Source organism: Streptantibioticus cattleyicolor NRRL 8057 = DSM 46488 (genome assembly GCF_000240165.1).
Classification (GTDB): domain Bacteria; phylum Actinomycetota; class Actinomycetes; order Streptomycetales; family Streptomycetaceae; genus Streptantibioticus; species Streptantibioticus cattleyicolor.
In genome coordinates this window covers 5,634,822-5,657,484 of record NC_017586.1, presented here as the reverse complement: position 1 = coordinate 5,657,484, position 22,663 = coordinate 5,634,822, and the positions used below count along the sequence as shown (strand labels likewise).

Annotated in this window: 26 protein-coding genes; 11 read left to right on the top strand and 15 right to left on the bottom strand. The window is 72.6% G+C overall.

Annotated elements, in window-relative coordinates:
- Positions 1–35: 35 nt before the first annotated feature.
- Positions 36–1,064 (bottom strand): N-acetyl-gamma-glutamyl-phosphate reductase, encoded by a 1,029-nt coding sequence (gene argC, locus SCATT_RS24810; RefSeq protein ID WP_014145948.1) that lies wholly within the window; start codon positions 1,062–1,064, stop codon positions 36–38.
- 234 nt (positions 1,065–1,298) lie between these two features.
- Here argC and SCATT_RS24805 point away from each other — a divergent pair, with 234 nt between their 5' ends.
- A complete protein-coding gene (locus SCATT_RS24805) occupies positions 1,299–1,805 on the top strand; it encodes a MarR family winged helix-turn-helix transcriptional regulator (RefSeq protein ID WP_014145947.1) in 507 nt (168 codons plus the stop codon).
- A gap of 85 nt (positions 1,806–1,890) precedes the next feature.
- Here SCATT_RS24805 and SCATT_RS24800 read toward each other — a convergent pair whose 3' ends face one another.
- The 6 genes from SCATT_RS24800 to SCATT_RS24775 form a co-directional block, all read right to left on the bottom strand.
- Positions 1,891–3,633 carry a PP2C family protein-serine/threonine phosphatase gene (locus tag SCATT_RS24800; protein ID WP_014145946.1) on the bottom strand — a complete coding sequence of 581 codons (1,743 nt, stop codon included), beginning with the start codon at positions 3,631–3,633 and terminating at the stop codon, positions 1,891–1,893.
- Positions 3,630–4,700 carry a SpoIIE family protein phosphatase gene (locus tag SCATT_RS24795; protein ID WP_014145945.1) on the bottom strand — a complete coding sequence of 357 codons (1,071 nt, stop codon included), beginning with the start codon at positions 4,698–4,700 and terminating at the stop codon, positions 3,630–3,632. The genes SCATT_RS24800 and SCATT_RS24795 overlap by 4 nt, the downstream gene beginning before the upstream one ends.
- Positions 4,697–5,140 carry an ATP-binding protein gene (locus SCATT_RS24790; RefSeq protein ID WP_014145944.1) on the bottom strand — a complete coding sequence of 148 codons (444 nt, stop codon included), beginning with the start codon at positions 5,138–5,140 and terminating at the stop codon, positions 4,697–4,699. Before SCATT_RS24790 ends, SCATT_RS24795 begins: the two co-directional genes overlap by 4 nt.
- Positions 5,140–5,559, bottom strand: a complete 420-nt coding sequence (locus tag SCATT_RS24785; RefSeq protein ID WP_014145943.1) for an STAS domain-containing protein — start codon at positions 5,557–5,559, stop codon at positions 5,140–5,142. Before SCATT_RS24785 ends, SCATT_RS24790 begins: the two co-directional genes overlap by 1 nt.
- Complete coding sequence (locus SCATT_RS24780; RefSeq protein ID WP_014145942.1) at positions 5,556–6,455, bottom strand: STAS domain-containing protein; 900 nt, start codon at positions 6,453–6,455, stop codon at positions 5,556–5,558. The genes SCATT_RS24785 and SCATT_RS24780 overlap by 4 nt, the downstream gene beginning before the upstream one ends.
- Before the next feature lie 132 nt (positions 6,456–6,587).
- Positions 6,588–7,757, bottom strand: coding sequence for a PP2C family protein-serine/threonine phosphatase (locus SCATT_RS24775; protein ID WP_014145941.1), 1,170 nt, complete (start codon positions 7,755–7,757; stop codon positions 6,588–6,590).
- Positions 7,758–7,958: 201 nt separating this feature from the next.
- Between SCATT_RS24775 and SCATT_RS24770 the strand changes: the two genes are divergently transcribed.
- From SCATT_RS24770 to SCATT_RS24755, 3 genes are all read left to right on the top strand, one after another.
- On the top strand, positions 7,959–8,393 hold the full coding sequence (locus SCATT_RS24770; protein ID WP_014145940.1) for a MarR family transcriptional regulator: 435 nt from the start codon (positions 7,959–7,961) through the stop codon (positions 8,391–8,393).
- Positions 8,394–8,912: 519 nt separating this feature from the next.
- The gene (locus SCATT_RS24765; protein ID WP_014145939.1) at positions 8,913–9,362 is read left to right on the top strand and encodes a BP74-related protein; all 450 of its coding nucleotides are present in this window, start codon (positions 8,913–8,915) and stop codon (positions 9,360–9,362) included.
- A 186-nt stretch (positions 9,363–9,548) separates the two neighbouring features.
- Positions 9,549–10,460, top strand: a complete 912-nt coding sequence (locus SCATT_RS24755; RefSeq protein ID WP_014145938.1) for an alpha/beta fold hydrolase — start codon at positions 9,549–9,551, stop codon at positions 10,458–10,460.
- 71 nt (positions 10,461–10,531) lie between these two features.
- Here the strand turns inward: SCATT_RS24755 and SCATT_RS24750 are convergent, their stop codons facing one another.
- From SCATT_RS24750 to SCATT_RS24740, 4 genes are all read right to left on the bottom strand, one after another.
- Positions 10,532–10,729 (bottom strand): hypothetical protein, encoded by a 198-nt coding sequence (locus tag SCATT_RS24750; protein WP_014145937.1) that lies wholly within the window; start codon positions 10,727–10,729, stop codon positions 10,532–10,534.
- A 447-nt stretch (positions 10,730–11,176) separates the two neighbouring features.
- The gene (locus SCATT_RS24745; RefSeq protein WP_014145936.1) at positions 11,177–12,322 is read right to left on the bottom strand and encodes a methyltransferase domain-containing protein; all 1,146 of its coding nucleotides are present in this window, start codon (positions 12,320–12,322) and stop codon (positions 11,177–11,179) included.
- 373 nt (positions 12,323–12,695) lie between these two features.
- The gene (locus SCATT_RS38690) at positions 12,696–12,842 is read right to left on the bottom strand and encodes a DUF7848 domain-containing protein (protein WP_157894849.1); all 147 of its coding nucleotides are present in this window, start codon (positions 12,840–12,842) and stop codon (positions 12,696–12,698) included.
- Positions 12,839–13,093 carry a hypothetical protein gene (locus tag SCATT_RS24740; RefSeq protein WP_014145934.1) on the bottom strand — a complete coding sequence of 85 codons (255 nt, stop codon included), beginning with the start codon at positions 13,091–13,093 and terminating at the stop codon, positions 12,839–12,841. Before SCATT_RS24740 ends, SCATT_RS38690 begins: the two co-directional genes overlap by 4 nt.
- Positions 13,094–13,186: 93 nt before the next feature.
- Here SCATT_RS24740 and SCATT_RS24735 point away from each other — a divergent pair, with 93 nt between their 5' ends.
- The 7 genes from SCATT_RS24735 (at position 13,187) to SCATT_RS24705 (ending at position 18,360) form a co-directional block, all read left to right on the top strand.
- Complete coding sequence (locus tag SCATT_RS24735; RefSeq protein WP_041824973.1) at positions 13,187–14,026, top strand: helix-turn-helix domain-containing protein; 840 nt, start codon at positions 13,187–13,189, stop codon at positions 14,024–14,026.
- Positions 14,023–14,238 carry a DUF397 domain-containing protein gene (locus tag SCATT_RS24730; protein WP_014145932.1) on the top strand — a complete coding sequence of 72 codons (216 nt, stop codon included), beginning with the start codon at positions 14,023–14,025 and terminating at the stop codon, positions 14,236–14,238. The genes SCATT_RS24735 and SCATT_RS24730 overlap by 4 nt, the downstream gene beginning before the upstream one ends.
- A 114-nt stretch (positions 14,239–14,352) precedes the next feature.
- Positions 14,353–15,093, top strand: a complete 741-nt coding sequence (locus SCATT_RS24725; protein WP_014145931.1) for a VOC family protein — start codon at positions 14,353–14,355, stop codon at positions 15,091–15,093.
- A 9-nt stretch (positions 15,094–15,102) separates the two neighbouring features.
- Positions 15,103–15,693, top strand: a complete 591-nt coding sequence (locus SCATT_RS24720; protein WP_014145930.1) for a CYTH domain-containing protein — start codon at positions 15,103–15,105, stop codon at positions 15,691–15,693.
- A 38-nt stretch (positions 15,694–15,731) separates the two neighbouring features.
- Positions 15,732–16,733 carry a GlxA family transcriptional regulator gene (locus SCATT_RS24715; RefSeq protein ID WP_042507587.1) on the top strand — a complete coding sequence of 334 codons (1,002 nt, stop codon included), beginning with the start codon at positions 15,732–15,734 and terminating at the stop codon, positions 16,731–16,733.
- Between the two features lie 42 nt (positions 16,734–16,775).
- Complete coding sequence (gene gap / locus SCATT_RS24710; RefSeq protein ID WP_014145928.1) at positions 16,776–17,774, top strand: type I glyceraldehyde-3-phosphate dehydrogenase; 999 nt, start codon at positions 16,776–16,778, stop codon at positions 17,772–17,774.
- A gap of 133 nt (positions 17,775–17,907) precedes the next feature.
- A complete protein-coding gene (locus SCATT_RS24705; protein WP_014145927.1) occupies positions 17,908–18,360 on the top strand; it encodes an SRPBCC family protein in 453 nt (150 codons plus the stop codon).
- Here SCATT_RS24705 and SCATT_RS24700 read toward each other — a convergent pair.
- The 4 genes from SCATT_RS24700 to SCATT_RS24685 are packed head-to-tail and all read right to left on the bottom strand — an operon-like array spanning position 18,354 to position 22,503.
- Positions 18,354–19,025, bottom strand: a complete 672-nt coding sequence (locus tag SCATT_RS24700; protein WP_014145926.1) for a response regulator — start codon at positions 19,023–19,025, stop codon at positions 18,354–18,356. The genes SCATT_RS24705 and SCATT_RS24700 overlap by 7 nt on opposite strands.
- Positions 19,022–20,368 (bottom strand): sensor histidine kinase, encoded by a 1,347-nt coding sequence (locus SCATT_RS24695; RefSeq protein ID WP_042507586.1) that lies wholly within the window; start codon positions 20,366–20,368, stop codon positions 19,022–19,024. Before SCATT_RS24695 ends, SCATT_RS24700 begins: the two co-directional genes overlap by 4 nt.
- Positions 20,361–21,527 carry an acyltransferase family protein gene (locus SCATT_RS24690; RefSeq protein ID WP_014145924.1) on the bottom strand — a complete coding sequence of 389 codons (1,167 nt, stop codon included), beginning with the start codon at positions 21,525–21,527 and terminating at the stop codon, positions 20,361–20,363. The genes SCATT_RS24695 and SCATT_RS24690 overlap by 8 nt, the downstream gene beginning before the upstream one ends.
- A complete protein-coding gene (locus SCATT_RS24685; protein WP_014145923.1) occupies positions 21,520–22,503 on the bottom strand; it encodes an alpha/beta hydrolase in 984 nt (327 codons plus the stop codon). The genes SCATT_RS24690 and SCATT_RS24685 overlap by 8 nt, the downstream gene beginning before the upstream one ends.
- Positions 22,504–22,663: the final 160 nt, after the last annotated feature.

Here is a 22,663-nt window from a genome sequence, read left to right as displayed (position 1 = left end):
CGTGCGTGCGGTGTCCCCGGCGGGGTGCGGGTGGTTCACGGCGCCAGTCCGGTGACCGGCAGGCCGAGGGTCTCGGGGAGGCCGAGGGCGACGTTCATGGACTGGACGGCGCCGCCGGCGGTGCCCTTGGTCAGGTTGTCGATGGCGGCGACCACCACCACGCGGCCGGCCGCCGGGTCGAGGGCGACCTGGATCAGCGCGGTGTTGGCGCCCTGCACCGCGGCGGTGGCCGGCCACTGCCCCTCGGGCAGCAGGTGGACGAAGGGCTCGTCGCGCAGCGCCTTGGTGTACGCCTCGCGCAGGCCCGCCGCGGTGACGCCGGGCCTCGCCTTGGCGCTGCAGGTGGCCAGGATGCCGCGGGACATCGGGACGAGGTGCGGGGTGAAGGAGACGGTGACCGGTTCGCCCGCGACCTCGGTGAGGTTCTGCGCCATCTCCGGGGTGTGCCGGTGCGTCCCGCCCACCCCGTACGGGCTGACCGACCCCATGACCTCGCTGCCGAGCAGATGGGGCTTGGGGGTCTTGCCGGCGCCGGAGGTCCCGGTGGCGGCGACCACGACGGCCTCGGGCTCGACGAGGGCGGCTGCGTAGGCGGGGAAGAGGGCGAGCGAGACGGCGGTGGGGAAGCAGCCGGGCACCGCGATCCGCTTGGCGCCGACCAACTCGGCCCGGGCGCCGGGCAGTTCGGGCAGCCCGTAGGGCCAGCGGCCGGCGTGCGGGGTGCCGTAGAAGCGCTCCCAGTCGGCGGCGTCGCGCAGCCGGAAGTCGGCGCCGCAGTCGATGACCAGCGTCTCCTCGCCGAGTCCGGCGGCGACGGCGGCGGACTGGCCGTGCGGCAGCGCCAGGAAGACCACGTCGTGGCCGGCGAGCGCCTCGGCGTCGGTGTCCTGGAGCACGCGGTCGGCGAGCGGCAGCAGATGCGGCTGGAGCGCCCCGAGCCGCTGCCCGGCGTTGGCGCCCGCGGTGACCGCGCCGATCTCCACCTCCGGGTGGCCCAGCAGCACCCGCAGCACCTCTCCCCCCGCATACCCGCTGGCCCCGGCCACCGCCACGCGCAACGTCATCGCCCTGCCTCCTCGTCGATGGCATGACTATACGATCGATCGAAGTTTTATGCAATGAGGTTCCCGGTTCCGCGGGGCCCGGCCACCACGACCGAGCAGATGGGGCCGGGTCCCGCCCGGCCGGCGTTCCCATGACGGCCCGGCCTCGGGCGCTTGTCCGGCGGCTCGTCGGGTACCGCGTCCGAATGAAGGCGGTACCCCCATGGGCAGGCTTTTACTGAGAGTGATGTTTTAGTGACTGGTCTCGGCGGTTCCGGGGACGACCAGACAGATGGACCGGGCGGTGATGCCGTAGCCCTCGCGCTGCGGATCGCCGACGCCGTGGAGAGTCTGACCAACGTGTGGTCGGTCGCCGCACAGGGGGCGCGGCTGAGATTGTCGCCGCACCAGTTGCGGGCCCTGCGGATCCTGGAGGCCGCGCCCGGACTCAATCTGACCGGGCTCGCGGAGAGCATGGACATAGGGATGCCGACCGCCAGTCGGCTGTGCGACCGGCTGGAGGCGGCGGGGCTGCTGGAGAGGGTGCTCCACCCCAAGAAGCGGCGTGAGGTGCAGCTGAACCTCACCGGGCCCGGCCGGCAGGTCGTCGGCGAGGTGGCCGCGCGCCGGTCCCAGGCGCTCGCCGCGGTGCTCACCGTCATGCGGGCGGAGGAGCGGGAGGCGCTTCTCCAGGGCATGCGGGCCTTCATGGCCGCTCAGGAAGGCATCGCCAGGGGCGCGGACCGCGGGCCTGAGCCTTAACCGGTGCCGTCGGCCCCGGCGGCCGTTCCGGTCCGGGTGGCGCTCGTCCGGCCCGGCGACCACCGCGTGTGCCGTCTCGCGCGCCTCACGCGGACGGAAGGGGCTCCTGTGCGATCGCCGTCAGCCTGTGGCACACGAGCAGACACACGTCGTCGTCGCGCTCGGAGTCGTGCAGGATGTGCTTGAGCACGGCGTCGGCGCCCGCGTCCAGGTCCTGTTCCAGCTCCGGGGTACGCAGCGCGGCGAGCGCCTGGGCGAGGCGTTCGATGCCGGCGTCGATGCCGCGCGCCCGGCGTTCGACCAGGCCGTCGGTGTACAGCACCAGGGACGAGCCGGTCGGCAGGCGGGTGACCTGGTCGGTATAGGTGTGGTCGGCCGGTATGCCCAGCATGACGCCCGGTTTGCCGTCCAGGACGCGGACGGTGCCGTCGTCGTCGCGGACGACGGCGGGCGGGTGGCCGGCCGACGCCCACACCACCCGCGGTTCACCGGGCCGGATGCGGGCGATCAACGCGGTGGCGTACAGCTCGGGTTGTAGGTGGCGGAGCATGCGGTGGAGCTGGGTGAGGATCTCACCGGGGCTGGTGTCGTCGATGGCGTAGGCGCGCAGCGCGGTGCGCAGTTGGCCCATGACGACGGCGGCGTGCAGTCCGTGGCCGGTGACGTCCCCTATGACGACGAGCAGGCTCCCGTCGGGCTGGCGGAAGGCGTCGTACCAGTCGCCGCCGATGTTCAGGCCCCAGGTGGCGGGGAGGTAGCGCGCGGTCAGGAGCAGGCCGGGGACGGCGGGCAGGTCGGTGAGCTGGGCGCGTTGCAGGGTCTCGGCGGTGTCGCGGTACTGCTCGTAACGGCGGGCGTTGTCCAGGGCGATGCCGACGCGGCGGGCGAGTTCGACCAGCGTGATGCAGGTGTCCGCGTCGAAGCGCGGCCCGGGCGCGGTGAGGGTGAGGACACCCAGCAGGCGGTGTGCGCCGAGGGGGATGGCCAGCAGGGGCCGCTCCGGGGAGAGGGCGGAGGGCGGGAGGTCACCGATGCCGGGGAGGTTTCCCGGTCGGGGGCCCGCGTGCTGGGGGCGGCCGGTGCGGGCGGCGACCACGGCGGCTGCCGCGTGCTCGCGTACGTGCCCGGGGGCGTCCTCCTCGTCGAAGAGCCAGACGTCGAGCCTGGTGGCGTACTCCGGCACCAGCAGGTCGGACAGGCGGCGCAGGATGGCCGTGGGGCTGAGGGAGACCGTGATGGCGGCGCTGGCGTCCCCGAGGAAGGTCAGCAGGCGCCGGGCCCGCTCGGCCTCGGCGCGCGCGGCCCGCTCGGCTTCGAGCAGTTCGCGCTGGGCCAGGGCGGCGGCCTCCAGGTGGGAGTGGAGCGCCAGGACGCCCTGGTTGGTGTGGTGCAGCTCCTCCCGGTGCAGTTGGACGAGGCGTTCTTGTTCCTGGAGGAGGTCCAGGACGGCCGCGGTGTTCTCGTCGGCGCGCAACAGCGCCTCGGGCAGCGGCGTTCGCGCCGGGACGCGGCCTGTGACCGGCTGGTGCGGCAGGGGGCAGGTGAGGGCGGGCTCGTCGTCCGCGCTCGGCCACGACGCGTCGACCGGACGCAGGAGGACGTCCACCCGGCCGTCCTGGGCGCCGGTGTCGTGCCGGAGGTGGAGCAGGAGTTCCCACTCGCCGCCCTGGTTCAGGCAGCGGCGCAGCCGTGCGGTGAGCGCGGTGAGGAAGCGGGCCCGTTCCAGGGCCGGGGACCCGCCTGCGGTGGTGATCGCGCCGACGGCGGCGCGGGCCAGTGCGGCGTCGGTGACCGACGCGATCTTCCAGACCTCGGGGGGTGCGGTCATGGGCGTCCGTCCGGTGGATCGGGGGCCAGGACGGCCACGGTGGTGTCGTCGCGCAGCGGGCGCGCGGCGCTGCCGGCGTCGCGCAGGACGACCGCGGCGGTCACCGCCGGGTCATGGCTGACGAGTCCGGGGTCGTCCGGCGGCACCCAGCGGCCCGGCAGCCCGTCGCTGTGCAGGACGAGCAGGCTCTCCGTCCGCCAGGGCGACCGCTGTACGGGCACGGTGGCGGGGAAGTGGGCGCCGACGATGCCCGGGTGGGAGATGAGGGGGCGCCAGCCGTCGCCGGTGCGGAGCCGGGCGCCGATGTTGCCGACGCCCGCGAAGGAGAGCCGGTTGGTGTCCTCGTCCAGTTGTGCCACGCCGACGGCCGCACCGCGCGTGCCGCGCAGCGCGGTGTGCAGGTGCCGCAGGATGTCGGCCGGGGGAAGACCGGCGTTCCCGCGCAGTTCCCGCACGGCGGCGGCGGACGCCTCCGCCGCCTTCGCCCCGTGTCCGAGCCCGTCGGTCAGCATCAGCGTGACCGTTGGGCCGGAACGCACCCAGGCGAAGGCGTCGCCGGAGTGCTCGGCGTACGCGAGCGCGGTGGTGATGCCTCCGGCCCGGGTGCCCGGGCGCGAACGGACCGGCCGGGACGTGGTGCCGGGTGGCCGTGCCGGGCTCGTGCGGGCCACGGCGACGGTGCCTGCCCCCGTCCGGCTGTGCAGGTCGAAGTCGGTGGCGATGCGCCGGCAGGTGCCCAGGCCCGCGCCGAGGGAGGAGGCGGCGGTGGTGTATCCGTCCCGCAGCGCCGTCGGCACGTCGCCGATGCCCGGCCCGTGGTCGAGCGAGGTGATCTGCACGCAGGGCGCGGCCTCCGCCAGGGTGTCGCAGGGGGCGGTCAGGTTGATGACGATGCGGCCCCCGTTCGCGTGCTTGACGAGGTTGGTCGCCAACTCGGTGGCGACCAGCGCGGTGGCCGCCGTGGCGTGGGCGTCCAGACCGGCGTGGCCGCAGGCGTCCTCCGCGGCCACGCGGACGTCCCGGGTCCTGGTGGAGTCCTGGACCGGGATGTCCCAGACCCTGCTCATGGCGCACCTGTGCGCGGCGTGGGCAGGCCGGTGGCCCAGTCGGTGACGGTGACGGTGGTGCCCTGGCCCGGACGGCTGTCGACGACGAGTTCCCGCACGAGCCGCTTGGCCCCGCTCAGTCCCAGGCCGAGGCCGCCGCCGGTGGTGTAGCCGTCGGTCATGGCCAGCTCGACGTCCCGGATGCCGGGGCCGGAGTCGATGAAGGACAGCCGCACGCCGCGGGCGCCCCCGTCCCGCAGGAGCGTCATCTCCACATGCCCGCCGCCGCCGTGCACCAGCGTGTTGCGGGCGAGTTCGCTGGCGGCGGTGACCAGCTTGGTCTGCTGGACCAGCCGGAAGCCGATGTCGGCAGCGGCCTGGCGTACCTGTCTGCGTACCCAGGCGAGGTCGGCGTCCGAGCCGATGGGCAGGCGCGTGGTCGGGGCGAGTGGGGCATGCATCACGCACCCTCTTCCGGGTGGGCGGGTGAGGGTGCCGCGGGGGCGCGGCCCAGCAGGGCCAGAGCCCTGCCGACGTCCAGGGCGGTGTCCAGTCCGGGCAGGGTGAGCCCCAGCTCGACCAGGGTGATGGCCACCGCCGGACGCATCCCGGCCAGCACCGTCCGGGTGGCCAGCAGGCGGGCGGTCGCGGCGATCTCGGCCAGGATCCGGCCGAGGAAGGAGTCGACGATCTCCACACCGGAGATGTCGATCACGACACCGCCCACCGGCACCGGGCTGTGGGCGATGCGGTGGGAGATGTCGTGGTGCAGTTGTTCGGCCGCCCCGTCGTGCGGTTCTCCTTGCAGGGTCACCAGCAGGACGTCGCCCAGTGCCAGGACCGGCACCGGGTTCGCGGTGGTGGCGGAGGACGCGGTCACCGCGAACTCGCTCCCGCCGCCGGGCGGTTGGAGACGGCGATGCCCTGCTGGGCGAGCGCGTACGCCAGGGCGTCGGCGAGACCGGCTCGCGTGACGATCGTCCCCAGGTCGATGCCGAGGTGGACGATGGTCTGCGCGATCGCCGGCCGGATCCCGGAGACGATGCACTCGGCGCCCATCAGCCGGGCCGCGGCGACCGTCTTCATCAGGTGCTGCGCCACGAGCGAGTCGACGGTGGGGACCCCGGTGATGTCGAGAATGGCGTACCGCGCCCGCTCGTCCACGATCGCCTCCAGCAGGTTCTCCATCACGACCTGGCTGCGGGCGCTGTCCAGGGTGCCGATGAGCGGTACGGCGACGATGTTCTCCCACAGCTTGATGACCGGGGTGGCCACCTCCAGCAGCTGCTGGCGCTGCCGGGCGATCAGTTCCTCACCGGAGCTGACGGTGGTCTCCATGACGACCAGGCGGAGTGTGCCGAGAAGCGTCGTGAGCGCGAGAGCGCAGGCGTGCGCGGGCTCGCCGGACGGGTCGTCGAACTCGGCGCGCAGCAAAGCGGTGGCCGGCTCCCGCAGGCGGGCGACCTCGCCGGCGACCTGGGAGGTGCTGAACCCGGCCTGGGCGCGGGAGGCGGCCATCCGGCCGAGCTGTTCCCGCACGGCGCCGAAGCCCGGCGCCTCGGTGTCCTCCAGCCGTCCGGAGCGGGCCACGACCGCCAGGGCGTCGACCACGGCCTTGCACGCCTCCACCGCCTCGTCGCGGGACACGGTGAAGACCGTACGGAACAGGGCGGTGTCCGCCCACCGCTGGGCGATCTGCTCCCGGCGCTGTTCCAGAAAGCCTCCCAGTTCCCGCGCGACCTCCGGGGCCATGTCGTGCTCCTCCGCCACCTGCATCGTCTCCCTGCCGCGAGGCCCGTCGGCCCACCGGGTGGCAAGCCATCAAGCAATTATTGCTACATGGCAAACGTTAACGCGAGGGGGATGGGCGGAACAACACGCGATCGCCACAATCACCGCAAACCCCGGTCAGTGGCCGAGCGGCCTGCCACGCCAGTCCAGGCACACGATCAGGGCGTCATCGGCGGGCAGCGCCTCGCCGCGGTGGCCGGTCAACTCCCGCAGGATGGCACGCGGAACCTCCGCGGCGGGCAGCAGGCGGGTGGACTGGATGGCCCGCGCGAGCGCCGCTTCCCCGTACGCCTCGCCCTTCGGGGAGGCCACCGCGTGGACGCCGTCGCTGACGAAGACCAGCCGGTCGCCGGGCTCGGCCTGGAAGTCCTGCGCCACGTAGTCGGTCTCCTCGAACATCCCCAGCGGCAACTGGGCGTCGAAGGTGATCCGCTCCACGACGCCGTCCCGCATCCGCAGCAGTTGCGGGGAGCCGGCGTCCACCACGCTCGCCCGTCCGGTGGCCAGGTCGAAGTCGAACATCAGGACCGACAGGTAGCAGCGCCCCTGGTAGTGCGCGTAGACCGCCTGGTCGGCCAGGGCCGCCTGGTCGGCGATGGAGATACCGGCGCGCCGGGCGTTGCGCAGCGCGTTGATGGCCAGGTTCGTCAGCAAGGAGGCCTCTATGCCCTCGCCCATGCCGTTGGTGACGTACAGCATCAGGCGGTCGGCGGTGGCCGACCAGTCGAAGTTGTCACCGAAGATGGCGTAGGCGGGCTCCAGTTGGGCCCCGAGGTCGTACTCGGGGCGCGAGCAGGAGCGGCCGGGCAGAAGCTGCCATTGCATCTCGGCGGCCAGCGTGAGCCGCCCCTTGCGCCGCGCCTGGAGGTACAGGTCGGTGTCGCGTTCGGCGACGACCACCTCGTGGCCCAGCACGTCGGCGATCTGGGCCAGTTCCGACGCGCAGTCCCGGGCGGCGTCCCTGTCGGGCAGCGTGACGGACAGCACCCCGAGCCGGTCGCCGCGCACGCTGACCGGCAGATGCAGCCGCGCCCCCGTCCGCAGGTCCTCGCAGTACGGCTCCTGCGACCCGAAGGCCCGGCCGGCCGGGCTGTTGTGCACCGACACCGGATCCAGCGTGTGCGGCAGCTCCGAGACCGGTTGCAGCACCGCCAGGCCGTAGTCGGCCATGAACAGCTCGACCTCCTTGGCGCCGTACCGCTCGACCAGTACGGCCCGGACGGCGTCGAGCAACTCGTGGGGGGCCGCCGTGCGCAGAGCGCGTTCAGCGGCCTCGAATCTGTTCACATTATGAAACATATCAATCTTTCGCCAGATAAACGGACAGACGTCCCCTACCAGGTCAAACCCTTGCTTGTGCCACGTCGGTCACCCGAAGCACCTGTGGCCGGCGCATGCGCCTAGTACGCTGGCAGCCACCCCAGTGCCTGCGAGAGTGTGATCGTGACTGCTTTCCGCCGCCGCCCCGAGCCCGAAGAGGTCGCACGTGTGACCACCACGGCCGCCGAGCTGCTGGAAGTCGTGTGGGGCCGGGCCTCCACCGCACCCACCTCCGCGTCCCAGCTGCGCGTGCTGCACATCCTGGAACACCACGACGGCATCAACCTGCGCACGCTCGCCGAGCACCTGGCCTCCACCCCACCGTCCACCAGCCGGCTGTGCGACCGGCTCGTGGCCGCCGGCTTCGTCGAGCGGGTGACCAGCCCGGAGCAGCGGCGCGAGGTGCGGCTGCACCTCAGCGGCCGGGGCCGGGCCTTCCTCGCCGACCTGCGCGTCCGCAGGGAGAAGGAGTTGCGGAAGGTACTGGCGGACATGCCCGCCGCCAAGCGCGTCGCGCTCCTGGAGGGCCTGGAGGCGTTCTGCGCCACAGCGGCGACGCAGATACACGATGACGCGCCGGGCGTGGGGAGCCGGACCGCCTGAACCGCCGTTCGCGATCCCCGCGCGATCGTCGCCCGCCGACGATCGCGGCCCGCACGCGGAGGGGTCTCCGTCCACCGGAGCATTCCAGGCCCTTCCCCGCGTACGTCCGTCACGGCCAACTTTGTTGCCTCACGGCTATTATTGTCAAACGGCAACAGTCCTCCCCGGTGGTCGGTCCTCACCTGAAGTCGCCTACCCCGCCATCGCGAGATCTGGGGCGATTCCGCCCGATCGGGTGTGCGGCACATCCCCATTCCTCCTCCCCCGCGCGGTGAGGACATCCGCCTACCCCTCCGAAGGGCGGCTATCCGGGGGTGCACGACAAGGCGACCCCTCGTACGGCCAGAGAGGGCTGCCCTCCGCGACCCGCCAAGTAGCCGCCCGTCAAGGCACATTGGGAAGCCCTGGAGGGTTCTTTGGGGCAATCTTTTCCAGTGATATGCCGTCTCTTTGGTTTCTCACCTACGTTTGCCGCAGACGGGCGCGGAAGTGACCCGAGGAGCACAGGAGGTCTGAACCATGCGACGTACCATCACCAAGGTCGGCAGCCTCGCGGCGGTCTCGATGTTCGCCCTGGCCGTGGCCCAGCCCGCGCAGGCGGCGCAGAGCGGTGGAGCGGGCACCCGTCCCGCGGCCTACTTCGAGTTCACCGACGGCAAGGACACCTTCGTCTTCCAGCTCACCGACCCCGCCAGAATCAAGCAGGCCCGCGACATCATCAGCGGGGTGGACAAGGAGAACGTCGGCGTCATGGGCACCGTCGTCAAGACGCCGGCCCCGTACAACAAGCCCTGGAAGTACCAACTCGCCCCTGACTCGGTGAAGTTCTTCAGCATGGCCGTGGAGGTGTGCGACGCGAGCATCGCCTACGTCAACGACCACCTGAGCGAGGTCGGCGGTGCGCTCCTGCCCAATTCGACGTGGTGTCCCTGGAGTTCGAAGCTGAAGCGTGAGATCACCGCGCCGTAAGCGGCACCTTGTGAACGGGACCGCCTGCCCGCGGGCGGTCGCGTTCGCCGCGGTGGCCGGCCTCGCCGGGAACGCACGGGGGGCCGGCCACCGCGTCACCACCGGCACCCGCCCGTCGACCGGGTACGGACGCGTGGAACGGGTACCAGGGCACGTGGGTCACGACGTCCGGGGCAAGGAGGCCACGTGTTCGACGGCTTCGCGTTGACGCGGTGCGAGGGGGACGGCGCCCACCTGAGGGTGCGTCGCGGCGGCGACGGACCGGCGGTGTTGCTGCTGCACGGTCACCCGCGCACGCACGTGACCTGGCACCGCGTCGCCCCGCTGCTGGCCGCGTCCGGGCGCACCGTGGTCTGCCCCGATCTGCGCGGCTACGGCCGGTCCGACAAGCCCCCGACCGATCCGGAGCACCGTCCGTACGCCAAGCGCGCCATGGCGGCCGACTGCCTGGCGGTGATGCGCCGCCTCGGGCACGAACGGTTCGCGGTCGTCGGGCACGACCGGGGCGCGTACGTGGCCACCCGCCTCGCCCTGGACCACCCGCAGGCCGTGTCCGCCCTCACCGTGCTGGACGCCGTGCCCATCGGGGAGGCGTTGCGGCGCTGCGACGCCGTCTTCGCCGCGCGATGGTGGCACTGGTTCTTCCTCGGCCAGACCGACAAGGCCGCCGAACGCGTCATCAACGCCGACCCCGACGCCTGGTACAGGGCCACACCCGAGCAGATGGGCGCCGAGGCGTACCAGGACTACCAACGCGCCATCCACGACCCGGCCACCGTGCACGCCATGTGCGAGGACTACCGCGCCGGCCTCGGCATCGACCGGGAGCACGACGACACCGACCGCCGGGCCGGCCGACGCATCACCTGCCCGGTGCAGGTGCTGTGGGCCACCCGCGACGACATGGCCGACCTCCACGGAGACGTGCTCGGCGTATGGCGGGACTGGACCGGCGACCGGTTGGACGGCGGCCCGATCGACTCCGGACACCACATCGCGGAAGACGCGCCCGAAGCGCTCGTCACCGCCCTGCGCGCGTTCTGGCGGAGCGCCAGTGACAGCCGCGGTCCCACGGCACCGCACGGCGACGCCGGATGACGTCGCCGAGCCGGCGCGAAAGCCCCGCTCAGCGGGTTGCCGAACAGGGCTGGTGAGGCTGGTCCACGGGGTTACCGGATCACGTCGTCCGGGGTCGGCCCCACGCCGAGTTCCACGACGTGGTCAGGGCAGGCGTAGAGGGTCGTTCCGGGGCCGCTGGTGCTCTGGATCCACCGCACGGGGACCGGGGCGCGCGTCAGAGCCTTGCACTCGATGCACACTGCCACGTGGCCGGACAGCACGTCGGGGAACAGTTCCTCGGCGGTCATGCGCTCACCCCCGATGCCGCGAACGCTGAGCGCGGGAAGGGTGCGCCCTCGTAGGTGTACGGGTAGTCCACGCCCATGGTGGCGAGGGCGACCGCGCGCCGCCGTTCCTGTCGGAGTCGCAGTTCCCACGTGACTCGTGGTTGTCCGATGAGGATCGCAAGAAGTAGATCAGCGGGGGCAGTTCGGCCGTGGCGGGGCACTGTCGCACAGGGGGTCCCTTGCTGCCGGAGAAGAGGGAGCCCCGCCCGCGTGCCACGGGAAAACAGCACACGGGCGGGGGTGTGACACCCTCACCGCTCCAACGGGAGCGGCACCCCAGTGAAGGGGCGGACCGGGGCCGGAGCCTGAGCCCGTCAGCTCAGGTTGGGCACGTCTGCCCGTGCTCGGGGCTGGTCCGGTCGGGGGTGCCACGGTCCGGCACGGATGAACGGGGGTCCGTGCCGGGGTCTATCGCGCGCCCATGGACGCACGCCACTTTCCGCGGGACAGGTGGACTACCCCGTCGGGCGTGATGCGGACGTGTGCACCGTAGAGGGGCAGACTCCCTTCCGCGTTGAGCCGGTGGCGGATGCGTTCCAGGGCGTCCCAGAGTCGTTGCGGGCCGCTTTGGTGTACTTCGGGCGGGTCGGTGCGCTCGGCGGAGGCGCGCGCCCAGGAACCATCGGGGTGCGCGAGGTAGGCGGTGCGTTGCCGTCCGCTGGTCTCGTAGTCCGACTCGATGCCGGGGACGGTGACTTCCAGCATGGACCGGAGTTCCCACGCGTTGCCCACGTCCACCACGGGGTAGCGGCCGGTCCTGGTCTGTTCTCCGTCCGCTTCGCGGGCGAGCGCGAACAGGTCGTCAAGAGCGGGCGGGTAGTCCTCGCCGGACCGAGTTGCCATGAACCCGGCCCACTCTCGTTCCACCCGGCCCACCACGTCCCCGTGCCGGTCCTTCCACCCGGTGACGATGAAGGAAGTGCGGGCCAGGGTGGTGGCGATCCGCCCCCCGAATTCCAGTGCTCTCAATACTGGTTGGAGCCCCCGGCCGGGCGGGAACGCGACCGTGGACACGATGCGGTCGTACGTTCCGGGTACTTCCTTGGTGGCGTCCGCGGTGATCAGGGTCGGGTGGAAGCCCATGCCGGCGAGCCGTTCCCCTGCCGCACTGACCAGGTAGGGGTCGATGTCCAGACTCGTCACGCACGCGTCCCCGAGCCGGTGACAGGCGTACGCGGCGAGCCCGCCGGCCCCCGTGCCCAGGTCGAGCAGGGAGAGTCCGTCGCCGAGTCGGCCGTGCCGCAGCATGCGCACGACCAGGCTCGGCAGCGTGGCGGACGACGTGGGCCGTCCCTCGGGACGGTCGCCGGGTTCGGCCTGGTCGGCGTGGAGCGGGCCCACCCTGGTGACCAACGAGCGGTCCGCGTAGGCCGCTTCCGCCCACGCCTCCGGGTCGCTCGGCCCGTCACGGAGTTCCCACGCCCCGGAGCCGTCCCGTTCCCACCAGCGCGGGACCAGCTCGTGACGGGGAACGTCGGCGACGGGGACGAGCCACCGGGAATCGGGGTCGGTCACCTGGTCCGCGAGCGCGTTCGCTCTGCTCTGCCAATCCATGGTGCCTAGCTTTCTTCAATGGAAGGGTCACAAGCGGGTGTCTCGGCGGGCGCACAATCGCTGCCGTCCAAGTTGGGATTGCACTGCGAGCTTCCCGGTGTCCCGCCTGATGGCGTTCTTCGCGGCGGAAACGGTGTTCTTCGCCTTGCCCATGGCTGTTCTCCTCTTGCTGTGCGTGGGACAGCCGGTCGGCTGCCGACCGTCGCGCAGACAGCGGAGTACGCGGCAGCCGGACAGGGAACGTCCGCGGACCACGCGACGAGCACGTACCGGCCCGTGGGATCGGTCGTGACGAGAGTGAAGGGGGCGCCCTCGCGTAGTTGGTCGTAGATCACTTGGCACCAGTAACCGCGGGCCCAATCCGCCGCGGTGCTCATACCGGCTCCCCCCGCACCATGCCCCAGGGGCGGCGCACCACCTGTTCGTAGCTGACGTGCTCGGGGTTCGCCTTCAAGTGCTCGAACGTCCAGTCCCGGGCAGGCTCGAAGCACTTGAAGAACCGGAACCGTGCGCGAGTCACAGACACTCACCCCGGCTCCGCGCGTTCGCGCGCACCAGCTCGGCGCGCAACCGCTGTTCCGGGCTCGCCGGGCGCACGTCCTCGGGGGCGACGGTCCACTCGACACCGCCCGCGACGGGGCGCAGGGACCACAGTCCGCACCACTCACCGCGGAACTCGCCGACACGGTTGTGCGCGTCCACCAGGAGTATGCCGACGGGCGGAAGGTTTCGGGGTTCCTGGCGCTCCGCAGGGTCAATCTCGCCGGACAACGGCCACTCCTCTCCGTAGCGGTTCCACTACCCAGGTGGTTCAGCGTGGCCTAGAGTCGGTGTGTCTTCAACGTTCCAGTAACGGAGGGCACATTGGTAAACGTGAAGGCGTTGAACCCGGACGCCTCACCACAGGCGGCCTACGGCGCGCGTCTGCGCAGCTTTCGCGAGGCGCGCGGCTGGACCCAGGACGAGTTGGCGGAGCGGACGGGTTACTCAGGGAGGCATGTTTCGGCTGTGGAAACAAGCCGCAAACCGCCAACTCGTCGTTTCTCGCGGAGTTTGGACACCGCCCTCGGACTCACCGGGTCCGCCGAGTCGTTCGAACGCGCGTGGGGGGAGATCCGGAACGGCAGCCTGTTGGAAGGCTTCCCGGAATACCTGAAGCTAGAGGCTCGCGCGGCAGAGATCCGAATGTTCGAAGTCGGGGTCATCCCCGGGCTGCTCCAGACACCGGAGTACGCAAGAGCCGTGGAAGAGGGCAACGTAAAGCGGGGGACGCTCAGCCCTGAACAAGCGTCAGAGCGAGTCGAGTTTCTGGCGGAACGGCAGGCGGCTTTGGTTCGACGGACACCGCCTCTCGTGGCCGTGATCTTGGATGAGAGCTGCATCCGCCGGCCCGTTGGCGGACCCGCAGTCATGGACGCCCAACTGGCACGCCTGGTGGAGTTCGCCGACCAACCACACACCACACTCCAGTTGGCGCCCTACTCGATAGGCGAACGGCGTCCGTTCAACCGGCTGGTGAATCTGCTGACCCTGCCGGACCGCTCGGTGCTCTCCTACGTCGAGTCCGAAACCCACGGGCACTTGGAGCGCGAGATCACATCCGTACTGCCGCTGGTGAGGGCCTACCATCAACTACAGGCCGAAGCGCTCTCCCAGGCGGATTCAGTGGCCATGATCGAGCAGGTACGAAAGGGCACCCTGTGACGACCGACTCCCTCCCCCTCACCTGGTTCAAGTCTTCATACAGCGGCAACGGTGGTTCCTGCATCGAGGTCGCCGCCAACCTCGTCGCCTCGCGCGGCGTGGTCCCCGTCCGTGACTCCAAGGACCCGAGCGGAGCGGTTCTGCACTTCCCCGCCGACGCGTTCACTGCCTTCGTGGCGGGCGTCAAGACTGGGGAGTTCGGCACCGTCTGACTCGCTCGTCCGGCCACGGACCCCGCTACGCCCGAACGTCGGCGCGGCGGGGTCCCACGGCACCGCACGGCGACGCCGGATGTCAACGCTGAGCCGGCGCATAGGATCACCGCCATGCCACTGCGACCTGTTCAGGTGAACATCAAGGCACTCGACCCCTCCACGGTCGGCCGGTTCTGGGCGCAGGCGCTCGGGTGGGGTGCCCACAACACCGGCGTGACCACCTACACCGGACCCGGCGGCGGTCTCGTCTGGCCGGAACGGGACGGTCTCGGCATCGACGTCGTTCCCGTCCCGGAGGCGAAGACGGCGGCCAAGAACCGTGTGCACATCGATCTCGCCACCAACACCGCGGCACATCAGGAGGAGTTGGTCGCGCGCCTGAGGTCCCTCGGCGCGACCCCGGCCGACATCGGCCAGGGTGACGTGCCGTGGACGGTTCTGGCGGATCCGGAGGGCAACGAGTTCTGCGTGCTGGAGCCACGGGAGGTCTACCGGGACACCGGGCCGATCGCCGCGGTGGTGGTCGACTGCGCGGACCCGTGGGCGACGGCCCGGTTCTGGGGCGAGGCGGTGGACTGGACCGTGCGCGAAGTCACCGACGACCGCGCGGTGTTGCGTTCCGCCACGGGCACCGGCCCGTACCTGGAATTCCTCCGCACGCCCGGCGCGCCGACCGGGCCCGACCGCGTCCACCTCGACCTGCTGCCGTACCCCGGTGACGACAAGGCGGCGGAGGTGGCCCGACTGCGGGCCCTCGGCGCCGCCGACCTCGACGTCGGCCAGGGCGACGTCCCGTGGACGTGCCTGGCCGACCCGGAGGGCCACGAGTTCTGCGTCTGCGCGCTGTCCTGAGGGCCGGTCATGACGGACAAGACCGGTGGGGTCCACGGCCGCTCGGTTCTCCCGGGGAAGTACGCGCGCGTCGAGCGGGAGAGGCGGTTCCTGCTCGCCGGGCCGCCGGCACCGTCGTCGGTGACGGTCACCCGGGTGATCACCGACCGGTATCTGACGGGAACACGTCTGCGGTTGCGGCAGGCCGTACTCGCCGACGGTACACGGGAGTTGAAACTCACCCAGAAGGTACCGATTCCCCGGCCGGGCGCGGTGCAGGGTCTGATCACCAACACCTACTTGTCGCAGGCGGAGTACGACCTGATGGCCACGCTGCCGGCCGCGGTGCTGCGCAAGACGCGGCTGAGCGTGCCCCCGTTGGGCGTCGACGTCTTCGACGGTCACCTGCGGGGCCTGGTCCTGGCGGAGGCCGAGTTCGCCACCGACGAGGAGGCGCGGGCCTTCGTTCCCCCTCCCCAGTGCGTGGCGGAGGTGACCGACGACGCCCGCTTCACGGGTGGACGCCTTGTCGGTGCCTCCCGTGACGACGTGCTGGGGTGGCTGGCCGCGTACGGGTTGCGCCCGGCCGCGATGCCGCGGCGATCACCGCGAGCCCCCTGAGCCGTGCTCGCGGGAGGGGTCCGCGTAGTCTCGGGGCCGTGTCAGCGTCCCGTCTGCGTCGTGTCGCCGTTCTCGTGCTGGAGGGGGCGAAGCCGCTGGACGTGGGGATTCCGGCGCAGGTGTTCACGACCCGGGCGAGCATGCCGTACGAGGTGCGGGTGTGCGGGGCGGCGCCGGGGCGGGTGGCCGGCGGGGACGGGTTGTCGTACGACGTCGCGCACGGGCTCGACGCGCTCGGGTGGGCGGACATCGTCTTCATCCCGGGCTACCGGTTCCCGGACCGAGAGGACCCGCCGCGGGCCGTGGTCGACGCCCTGGTCGCCGCCCACGCGGGGGGCGCGCGGCTCGCGGCGATCTCGACGGGTGCCTTCGCGCTCGCCGCCACGGGGCTGCTCGACGGCAGGCGGGCCACCACGCACTGGCACTACACGCGGGCGCTCGCGCGCAGGCACCCGCGCGTGCGGGTCGACGAGAACGTCCTGTTCGTCGACGAAGGCACCGTGCTGACGTCGGCCGGCGCCGCCTCCGGCATCGACCTGTGCCTGCACATCCTCCGCGGCGACCTCGGGGTGGCCGCCTCCAACCACGCGGCCCGGCGCCTGGTCGCGGCCCCGTACCGCAGCGGCGGCCAGGCGCAGTACGTGCCGCGCAGCGTGCCCGAGCCGCTCGGCGAACGGTTCGCCGCCACCCGCGAGTGGGCGCTCCACCGGCTCGGCGAGCCGCTCACCCTGGAGGCGCTCGCCCGGCACGCCGCGGTGTCGCCGCGGACGTTCTCGCGGCGCTTCGTCGAGGACACCGGGTACACGCCGATGCAATGGGTCATGCGGGCCCGCGTCGACCTCGCCCGCGAGCTGCTGGAACGTTCCGCGCGCAGCGTCGAGCGGATCGCCGCCGACGTCGGCCTCGGCACCGGCGCCAACCTGCGCACGCACTTCCAGCGCATCCTGGGCACCACGCCGAGCGAGTACCGGCGCACCTTCGCCGCCGGGGGTGGCGACATCCTTTCGAACGGTGGCGATCACGCCGCTGGCCTGGGCTGACGCGGCGGGCGACAGTGATGGCGAACCGAAGGGACACCATCGATGACTCGTATCGCCATCAACGGATTCGGCCGCATCGGACGCAACGTGCTGCGCGCGCTGCTGGAGCGCGGCAGCGACCTGGAGGTCGTCGCCGTCAACGACCTCACCGACCCGGCCACCCTCGCGCGGCTGCTCGCCTACGACACCACGGCCGGGCGGCTCGGCCGTCCGGTGACCGCCGACGGGGACGCCCTGGTCGTCGACGGCCGGCGCGTCACGGTGCTCGCCGAGCGGGAACCGGCGCGGCTGCCGTGGGCCGGGCTCGGCGTGGACCTCGTGCTGGAGGCCACCGGCCGCTTCACCTCGGCCGCCGCGGCCCGCGCCCACCTCACCGCCGGTGCTCGGAAGGTGCTGGTCAGCGCGCCGTCGGAGGGCGCCGACGTCACGCTGGCGTACGGGGTCAACACCGACGCCTACGACCCGGCCGCGCACACCGTGGTCTCCAACGCCTCGTGCACCACCAACGCCCTCGCCCCGCTGGCCGCGGTGCTCGACCGACTCGCCGTGATCGAGCACGGTTTCATGACGACGGTGCACGCCTACACCCAGGAGCAGAACCTCCAGGACGGTCCGCACCGCGACGCCCGCCGCGCCCGGGCCGCCGCCGTCAACATCGTGCCGACGACCACCGGCGCCGCCAAGGCGATCGGCCTGGTGCTGCCGGGCCTGGACGGCAAGCTGTCGGGCGACTCGATCCGGGTGCCGGTCCCGGTGGGCTCGATCGTCGAACTCAACACCACCGTCGCCCGCGACGTGACGCGCGAGGACGTCCTGGCGGCCTACCGCGCCGCCGCCGAAGGGCCGCTGGCCGGCATCCTCGAATACTCCGAGGACCCGCTGGTCTCCTCCGACATCACGGGCAACCCCGCCTCCGCCGTCTTCGACTCGGCCCTCACCCGCGTCGACGGCCGCCACGTCAAGGTGGTCGCCTGGTACGACAACGAGTGGGGCTTCTCCAACCGCGTGATCGACACCCTCGAACTCCTCGCCGCCCGCTGACCCGCCCGGGGTGACCGGCGTCACCACGGCCCGGTGTCACACTCCGCCACCCACCCGTTGTCTCCACTGGTGTACGAGGGCGGCGGTCCGGCCGGGCCGCGCCCGCGCACCCGACGCGAGGAGGAGACCAGCGGTGGAGACCATGACCGTGGAGCACGTCATCGACGCCCCGATCGGCGAGGTGTTCGCCTGGCTGACCACGACCACCAACTACACCGGCTCCCCGCTGGTGTTGCGGTGCCGTCTGGCCCGGCGCGGCGCGCGGGCGCCCTACGGGGTGGGCGCGGTGCGCAGCCATCTGTGGGTGATGGGCTGGTTCCGGGAACGCATCACCCACTACGACCCGCCGTACGCCACCGAGTACGTGGTCGAGCGCAGCCTGCCGCCGTCCCGGCACGAGCTGGGCCGGATGACCTTCACCGAGGTGGACGGCGGCACCCGGGTGTGCTGGACGACCCGTGCCGAGATGCGTCTGCCGGTGCTGGGCGCCCCGCTGACCCGGCTGCTGGTGCGGCCGGTGCTGACGGGTACGTTCCGCAACATCCTGCGGACCGCGGAGAAGGCACTGGCCCGGCGGGGTCAGTAGCCGGCCGGGCGCACCAGTCCGGTGTCGTAGGCGAAGACCGCCGCCTGGGTGCGGTCGCGCAGGTTGAGCTTGAGCAGGATGCGGCCGACGTGGGTCTTGACGGTCTGCTCGGCCACCACGAGGCGTTCGGCGATCTCGGCGTTGGACAGGCCGTGCGCGATGAGCGCCAGCACCTCGGTCTCCCGTTCGGTGAGGGTGCCCGCCCGTGCCTTCAGCGGGGCGCGGGGGGCGCCGGTCATCCGGGAGAACTCGGCGATCAGCCGCTTGGTGATGTTGGGGGCGAGCAGCGCCTCGCCGGCCGCCACCACCCGTACCGCGTGGGCGAGTTCGGCGGCCGAGGCGTCCTTGAGCAGGAAGCCGGAGGCGCCCGCGCGCAGCGCCTCGTAGACGTACTCGTCGAGGTCGAAGGTGGTCAGCACCAGCACCTTCGCGGTGGCGTCCGGCGGTTCGGTGATGCGGCGGGTGGCCTCGATGCCGCCGACGCCGGGCATGCGGATGTCCATCAGCACGACGTCGGGGGCGAGTTCGGCGGTCCGGGCGACCGCTTCGGCGCCGTCCACGGCCTGGCCGACGACCTCGATGCCGGGTTCGGCGTTGAGCAGCACGGTGAACCCCTGGCGGACCATCATCTGGTCGTCGGCGATCAGTACGCGGATGGGCGTCATGGGCGGTCCTCGGTGCGGGTCGGCGGAGCTTGGACCGGCAGTATGGCGGAGACCTCGTAACCGCCGTCGGGGGTGGGTCCGGTGGCCAGTTCGCCGCCGAGCATGGCGGCCCGTTCCCGCATGCCGAGCAGGCCGTGGCCGACGCCCGGCGAGGGGGACGCGGCCCGTTCCGGCGCGGTGTTGGTCACCCGCACGGTGAGCGTGGTGTCGTGGTAGCCGAGGGCGACCCGTACCCCGGCCCCGGGGGCGTGCCGCATGGCGTTGCTCAGCGCCTCCTGCACGATGCGGAAGGCCGACAGCTCCACGCCGGGCGGCAGCGGTCGCGGTTGCCCGGTGGTGCGTGTGGTGACCGCGAGCCCGGCCCCGCGGACGTTGCCGACCAGTTCGTCCAGCCGGGCCAGGGTGGGCTGCGGGGCGTGGCGCAGCCCCTCGGCGAGCGCGTCCTCGGAACGCAGCACGCCGAGCACCCGGCGCAGTTCCGCCAGCGCCTCGACCGCGTTCTGCCGGATGCCGGCCAGGTTCTCGGTCAGCTCCGCGGAGGGCGCTTCCACCAGGTGCGGGGCGACCTGGGCCTGGATGGAGATGACGGACATGTGGTGGGCCACCACGTCGTGCAGTTCGCGGGCGATGCGGTTGCGTTCCTCCAGCAGGGTGCGCCGGCCCCGTTCCTCGGCGGTCAGCTCCGCCTGGACGACGAGCTGGGTACGGGCCACCCCGCGGCTGCGCAGCGCGGCGCCGACGATCACGGCGATCACCAGCACCTCGTAGGCCAGGTTGTGGTCGAAGCCGGCGCCGGCCAGGTGCAGCCGGTCCCACGCCGTCACCAGCAGCACGCTGATCACCAGCACCTCGACGGCGACCCTGGGCCGGGTCAGCAACGCCACCAGGAAGACCACCCCGGCCTGCGTGGCGAGTCCGGGGCCGTTCCACGCGCCGGGTTCGCCCCAGCGCCCGATGCCGTGCCAGGGGACGCGGGTGACCGTCGCCGTCCACGCCCCGAGCGCCGCCGCGCCGGTCGACGCCCACCAGGCGAGCACCGGGCGGAACAACGCCAGGACCAGCCCGGACGCCTGGACCCCGGCGAGCACGACCGCGACCACCACGCCCATCCCGAACCCCACGATGTACCGGTTGGTCAACGGGATGAACAGCAGGACCGCGCACATCGCCACCAGCACCACGTACGCCGGACGCCAGTCGAGCCAGCGCGGCCGGCCGACACGCGGCAGCGGCTGGGCCGCGTTCGTCCACAGATCCTCGACCAGGGTCCGCGGCAGTTCCCGCACCCCGCGCGCCAGCCGTCGCACCACGTCGTCCCGTCTCACGGCGGTCAGCCTAGGCATCGCGCACCGCCCCCGCGGCCGTGGGGCATCCCTGGCGCACCACCACCGCACCGCCACGGCGGCGGCCGGACTGCTCCCAGCGGTGGAAGGCGGCCCAGCAGAACAGCAGCGCCGTCGCGAACACCGGCAGCCAGGCGAGCCGGGCGAGCACCCAGCCGTATCCGTCGGGCCGGGTGTGCAGTCCGGGCAGCGGGTGGCCGGCCGACAGCCCGACGGCGGTGACCGCCATCATCGCGGTCTGGTGCCACAGGAAGACCGTCATCGCGTAGAGGTTGGCCACCGCCACCACCGCCCACACCACCGGACGGGCCGTCAGCCGCCGCAGCCCGCCGAGCAGCAGCAGAGCCGCCCCGCACTGGGTGAGCCCGAAGGTGACCGCGGCCAGGGTGGGCGGGTTCAGGTTGGAGACCGCGGCGCCGTTGACCCCCACCATGGCCGCGGGGTAACCGGCCCAGCACACCAGGCAGACGGTGGCCGCCGCCCCGCCGCACAACAGCGCCCACCCGGTGCCGCGTCCGGCCAGCCGTCCGCGCGCCCACGCCGCGCCCAGGCAGTACGGGACGAGCCACCCCGCGGCCACGTTGACCCAGCCGAGCCAGCCGGGGCCGCCGAGGGCGAACCGGCACACGTCCACCGCCGCCACCACGGCCGCCGGCCACCCCGGGTGCAACCGGACCACCAGCGGGGTGAGCGCGGTCAGCCCGGCGAGCACCAGCAAAAACCACAGCGGCGAGAGCACCAGCTTCACCAGCGTGTGCACGGTGGCCACCGGCACGCCCGCGGCGAGCAGCACCCCGGCCACCACCGTCCACACCGCCACCACCGCGACCACCGGCCGGGACAGCCGGACCAGCCGGGCGCCGAGCCACCGCCGGTAGCCGCCGCCCCGGGCCCGGTGCGTGACGTAACCGGCCGCCGCGACCCGGCCGGAGACCAGGAAGAAGACGGCGAGGGTCTGCAACACCCAGGAGATCGGGGTGAGTTGCGGCAGGCGGGCGAGCGGGCTCTCGCCGTGCAGGGTGCCGCTGTCGGCGACCAGGGCGGTCACCAGCCAGTGGCCGAGGACGACCCCGCAGATGGCCAGGGCACGCAGCGCGTCCAGGGCCCGGTCGCGGTCGGGCGGGGTGGCGGCGTCGATACGCCGGACGAGGTCACGCATGGCGGGCCTGCCCGGTGGTGGGCGCGGTGGGGGTGGCGCCGGTGACGATCCGGGCGATGTTCTCCAGCGCCGGCGACCCCGGCCGCAGGTATCCGGCGTGGCTGCCGTGGCCGGCGTCGAACAGCCGGGCGCCGAACCGGGGTGACATGGGGTCCTCCCCCAGGCCCAGGGTGCCGAACGGCAGCCGCAGCCGCACGTGCGGTACGCCGGAGATCCAGTCGCCGGTGCTGCGTCCCGCCCACAACTGCGCTGTTGTGTGCGGGCGCCCGGTGCCGCCGGTGCCGGGGCTGCCGAACAGCACGATGGCGGCGGCCCGGATCCCGTCGGCGGCCTGCGCGCAGACGAGCGAGCCGTAGGAGTGGCAGACCACGGTGATCCGCGCGGCGGGCAGGACGGATGCCAGCCGGCCGACGAACCCCCGCAGCGCGGGAGCCGCCCGCCGCGCCGGGGCGGGGCCGAGCACCCGCAGGCTGATCATGGCGGGCGGCCGGTAGCCGAGCCAGGCCACCACGGCCGCGCCGCTCCCGGCCGCGTCGAGCCGCCCCTGGAGCGCCCGCGCGTCGGCCGCGAACCGCTGGTAGGTGTCGATCCCGGTGTCGGTGCCCGGCACCAGTACGGCGATCCGCCGGGCGTGCGCCAAGTCGCCGAAGACCTCGACGCTCCGGCCGCCGTCCCGTCCGTCGAACGACAGGAAGTGCCGGCCGGGGGCGGCCATGGCGGCCAGCTTCGCGGCCCGGGCCCGGTCGCCGTGGCCGGTGGCGGCCCGCTCGGCGTCCAGCACGGCCTGGCGGCCGGCGGCGTACCGCGCGTCGAGGAGCGCGGGGGTGGCCGCCGCGACGAACGGCGACGCGGCCGGGGCGGGCGCCGGCACGGCCGAGGGACGCGCCGCCCCCGCCACCGGAACGGCCACCGACCCGATGACCGACGCGGCGAGCAACGCACGGCCCAACCGGCCACCGCGAGAGCGGGACACCATGCTTGTGTGGTCCTTCCGTACCGGGAACTCCGACACCGCTCGCGACAACGACCGGCGGCCACGGACGCTACGGACCCCGCCCCGTCCCCCGCGCCCCGCTCCGGAGCCCACCCGCCACGTAGCTCCCAAGGACTACGGGTACGGCCCCCGGCCCCTGCCG

Coding starts and splice junctions, on each gene's coding strand:
- SCATT_RS24780 (WP_014145942.1), bottom strand. CDS start 6,455: ATGCAGGTGGCGGAGGAGCACGACATGGCCCCGGAGGTCGCGCGGGAA.
- SCATT_RS24685 (WP_014145923.1), bottom strand. CDS start 22,503: ATGGTGTCCCGCTCTCGCGGTGGCCGGTTGGGCCGTGCGTTGCTCGCC.
- SCATT_RS24690 (WP_014145924.1), bottom strand. CDS start 21,527: ATGCGTGACCTCGTCCGGCGTATCGACGCCGCCACCCCGCCCGACCGC.
- SCATT_RS24800 (WP_014145946.1), bottom strand. CDS start 3,633: ATGACCGCACCCCCCGAGGTCTGGAAGATCGCGTCGGTCACCGACGCC.
- SCATT_RS24765 (WP_014145939.1), top strand. CDS start 8,913: ATGCGACGTACCATCACCAAGGTCGGCAGCCTCGCGGCGGTCTCGATG.
- SCATT_RS24795 (WP_014145945.1), bottom strand. CDS start 4,700: ATGAGCAGGGTCTGGGACATCCCGGTCCAGGACTCCACCAGGACCCGG.
- SCATT_RS24745 (WP_014145936.1), bottom strand. CDS start 12,322: ATGGATTGGCAGAGCAGAGCGAACGCGCTCGCGGACCAGGTGACCGAC.
- SCATT_RS24695 (WP_042507586.1), bottom strand. CDS start 20,368: ATGCCTAGGCTGACCGCCGTGAGACGGGACGACGTGGTGCGACGGCTG.
- SCATT_RS24790 (WP_014145944.1), bottom strand. CDS start 5,140: ATGCATGCCCCACTCGCCCCGACCACGCGCCTGCCCATCGGCTCGGAC.
- SCATT_RS24700 (WP_014145926.1), bottom strand. CDS start 19,025: ATGACGCCCATCCGCGTACTGATCGCCGACGACCAGATGATGGTCCGC.
- SCATT_RS24725 (WP_014145931.1), top strand. CDS start 14,353: ATGCCACTGCGACCTGTTCAGGTGAACATCAAGGCACTCGACCCCTCC.
- gap (WP_014145928.1), top strand. CDS start 16,776: ATGACTCGTATCGCCATCAACGGATTCGGCCGCATCGGACGCAACGTG.
- argC (WP_014145948.1), bottom strand. CDS start 1,064: ATGACGTTGCGCGTGGCGGTGGCCGGGGCCAGCGGGTATGCGGGGGGA.
- SCATT_RS24720 (WP_014145930.1), top strand. CDS start 15,103: ATGACGGACAAGACCGGTGGGGTCCACGGCCGCTCGGTTCTCCCGGGG.
- SCATT_RS24750 (WP_014145937.1), bottom strand. CDS start 10,729: ATGACCGCCGAGGAACTGTTCCCCGACGTGCTGTCCGGCCACGTGGCA.